Genomic DNA, 3,528 nt, shown 5'->3' on the forward strand with positions numbered 1-3,528 from the left:
TGAAACCTGCATTTAGAGAAGTTATAGCAAGAGCCGTCCAGAAAGATTCTCCATTATGGCTGGCAGATGACAAATCACACATAAAAGTATGATTGAAATTGAAGTATTCAATGATAATTACGGCTGGGAGAAGACAATGACTTTTAGCCCAGAAGAAATTGCGGCATTACAGTTGTCAGGTAGAACGGATGATGATATTGCTGCAATGAATCCGATTCCAGAGAAACTGGCAAATATTTCTGCAAACGAGTTGGAGTCTGCAAGAAATAAACTTTGTGAATTCTGGAAGACAGACAAGGAGGATGGATTGATTAATCTTGTTAGAGAGTGTGATGCTCAGTATTGGGTAGAATGTTCTGCTGGCGTGGCTTCTGAATTCAAGAAGATAGGGGCTGTTCCTTTGCCTAATACAATGGTCAAGAATCTACTTTACGGCCATAAACCGTTTATTCCTGCTCAAGATGGAATTAGGTTTATGCGACAGGGAGCAGACTTGCCAGACCGTTCTGCTTGGAGAACGATATTCCTGCTCTCTTCTATCAAACAGTATGATGCTGTTTGTGAATCCCTGTCTCCGCTGATAGATTATAATATTGTAACCAGAGAAGATGCTGTAGGTGCTTTTGTTGCACTCTACGATCAGACTGGGGACCCGTCAATATACGAACAGTTCCCAATCTGGAAAGAAACTATCAGAAAAGCACGCTATATTCTCAAGGATAGCAAGAAGAAGGGAAGGCTGACAGAATATGAAAGTATGTTGCTGTACAGATATTTTAAGTACTATCTTAAAGGCTACGAAGAACTGAGATTAAATGATCTGCCTACCAAGTATCTCTATACGAAAGAAGACAAGGATGGGGTTGTTTATAGCCTGTCAGGTAAAAGGCTGATTGGTGTAACTGACCGCAAGAGTTTCAATAGCACTAACTATGTCATTGCTGATGGAGTTGAATCCTTAGATGAAGGTGCTCTCATGTGCATCTCTTGCTTGAAACACATCAAACTGCCAGAGTCATTGAGAAGGATAGGCTGCAAACAGTTCCTCCAGTCTGGATTAGAAGAGTTGACAATACCAGCATCCGTTGATTTTCCCATTGGCAGATGTATGTGTGAGGGATGTAAGTCCCTCAAGACTGTTAAGTTTAAGAATCATCAGGAAAGACTTGGTATTGCGTTATTCAATGGAGCCTCAAGTCTGGAATCCGTAAATATGCCTGCTGGAGTAGTAAACGTGTTAGACTTATGTTTTGCTGATACTTCATCTTTGAAAACAATAGACCTTACAGGTGTTAGGTTTATTGGCGACGATTGCTTCCTGAATTCAGGAGCACAGTTGAAATTGCCAGAGACGGTGGAGATAGTTGGACTGACAGCATTCAAAGGAATGTCAAAAGACTCTGTCTATCTGGATAACTATCCTAATCCGTATAACTATACTCTTGACACTAAATACGCTCATCACACATTCGCAGAGTTCTTCACAGAAGGCCCAATGTGGATAAACGGCTTGGCTGGCCTCTATGGCTTGGTACGTTATTTACAAGATTTAGAATTGAGAGAGCATACGATTGAAGGAAGGAAGATAGAATTATCTTTATACATCAAGTGGCTACATGACCATCTTGCAGAAGGCTGTGTCTTTGATAAGGAAATGATAGAGTTCTGTGCATTCACAATGGATCCAGTCTCATTCAGCAGTTTGTGGTTTGCTTGTATAATAGCGGTTAAGATTGAAGAAGAAGACCTGTTCTTCAAGGAATACGAGTTTTTGAAATACGGAATAGAATTCAAAAATTTGCTTCCTGAAATATATTCTATCTTCGATGGTAGAGGCTCTCATCGGGCAATAGATGATTTCATCGAATCTATTAGCAAAGACGAGACTGTGATTCACAACCGCAAGGCGCAGTCCAAATGTCTCAATGATGCTGACCCTACATTGCTGGATGAGTTTGAATTTGCTCTTTCCAACACTCATGACGATTTATGTAAAGTCAGAATGAAGAGTCAATACGGCTATGCTCATACAACTGGACCAACTATGACAACAAGCAAAGAGTTAATAACGAAACTCCGTGATATCATGACTGTATGAAAGATAATGACTACAGATGATTAGTAAGTTCCATTCAGACAGAGTGTTCTTTACGTCAGACACTCATTTCAATCATAGTAATATCATCAACTTATGCAGAAGACCTTTCTCATCAGTTGATGATATGGATGATACTTTGATTAGGAATTGGAACGCTGTTGTCAAGCCTGATGATATTGTCTTTCACCTAGGAGACTTTGCCTTCGGAGATGCTGCTATTTGGAATAGTTTGTTGGATAAACTCCAGGGACACATCTATCTAATCTGCGGCAATCATGACCATAAGGTTCTTGATAGTAGTAATGTTTGTAAGAGGTTTAAAGCAGTTTCAGACCAAATGATGATAGATGTTGAAGGTCAGAAGATTCTTCTCAATCACTATCCGTTCTTGACTTACTCTACTTCCCGTAAGACTGTATGGCAGTTGTATGGTCACGTACACTCAAATCCATATACGACTGCTGAAGACTGTTCCTGGTTTCAACACTTATTGCCTATTCAGTATGATGTAGGTGCTGACAATAACAAATATACTCCCATATCGTTCAATCAAGTAAAGACTATAATTCAAGAGAAATGCAGACAGCAAGAGAAGTAAATAGGTTGGCTATGTTGCACTATGAGTATCATCTTGATGATAGTGGTCAACCTCACAAAAAGACTTTGCCAACTCCTGATCAGGCAGAAGATTATGTTCAATGTGTCCGTATGCTTCAACACTATTATGAGAATATCGAGCCACTTTCTGATGAGCAACTGAAAGAACTGGAATCCAAGAGAGAGATGTACGATACTCTTCATCTGGACATGAGGAATACTGTATTTGAAGAAAATGGGAAAAAGGGACTCAAATCTGCTATGGGCAAGTTGCTTGTCCCTGCATTGTATGATGCATTCCCAGAACTCTATGATGATACAATATACAAAGGTTGGGGGTACAATTGGTGCAGTCCTGTAGTTGTTGGTGGCAGATATGGATTGGTTCAATATGCCTGCGCAAGAAACAGGAATCAGAGCACGCTGATTACTCAATGCAAATATGATGGAATCTTTAGATATTTCGGGTTGCGGCAATCATATTTTGTTTGCCAAATGAATGGAAAGTATGGATTGCTTGAACCGCACAAAGGCGGAGAAGTCATTCCGTGTTTACAAGATGAGATATATGCTGCTGAAGACTTCGATGGTATTGTAGCATTCAAACGGGATGGCAAGTATGGACTTTATAGCCCAGGACATTGCACAGATGCTATCTTTGAAGAGGTCAAACTTCAGTCAGAAGATTATGCGGTGGCTACTATTGGTAAAACTTTTGGCTATATTGATAAAAGTGGAAATTTAACTCACTCCAGGCATAAAGCGTTCTTCGGATCATGGAATGATATAGATAAGTAATCTCAATTTTGCTGTTTTTTACTCAGGATAATTGG

General features: G+C 39.9%; 3 protein-coding genes. All 3 read left to right on the forward strand.

The genetic code is table 11. From position 1 onward, the window contains the following. The first annotated feature begins 88 nt into the window (after window positions 1–88). The 3 genes from I6E40_RS10405 to I6E40_RS10415 are packed head-to-tail and all read left to right on the forward strand — an operon-like array spanning window position 89 to window position 3,493. A complete protein-coding gene (locus I6E40_RS10405) occupies window positions 89–2,098 on the forward strand; it encodes a leucine-rich repeat domain-containing protein (protein ID WP_235387142.1) in 2,010 nt (669 codons plus the stop codon). A 16-nt stretch (window positions 2,099–2,114) separates the two neighbouring features. Then, window positions 2,115–2,696 carry a metallophosphoesterase family protein gene (locus I6E40_RS10410; RefSeq protein WP_235387145.1) on the forward strand — a complete coding sequence of 194 codons (582 nt, stop codon included), beginning with the start codon at window positions 2,115–2,117 and terminating at the stop codon, window positions 2,694–2,696. Beyond that, window positions 2,675–3,493: a hypothetical protein gene (locus I6E40_RS10415; RefSeq protein WP_235387146.1), complete on the forward strand. Its 819-nt coding sequence runs from the start codon at window positions 2,675–2,677 to the stop codon at window positions 3,491–3,493. Before I6E40_RS10410 ends, I6E40_RS10415 begins: the two co-directional genes overlap by 22 nt. Window positions 3,494–3,528: the final 35 nt, after the last annotated feature.

The sequence above is a fragment of the Prevotellamassilia timonensis genome (genome assembly GCF_021531665.1).
GTDB lineage: Bacteria > Bacteroidota > Bacteroidia > Bacteroidales > Bacteroidaceae > Alloprevotella.

Coding starts and splice junctions, on each gene's coding strand:
- I6E40_RS10415 (WP_235387146.1), top strand. CDS start 2,675: ATGCAGACAGCAAGAGAAGTAAATAGGTTGGCTATGTTGCACTATGAG.
- I6E40_RS10410 (WP_235387145.1), top strand. CDS start 2,115: ATGATTAGTAAGTTCCATTCAGACAGAGTGTTCTTTACGTCAGACACT.
- I6E40_RS10405 (WP_235387142.1), top strand. CDS start 89: ATGATTGAAATTGAAGTATTCAATGATAATTACGGCTGGGAGAAGACA.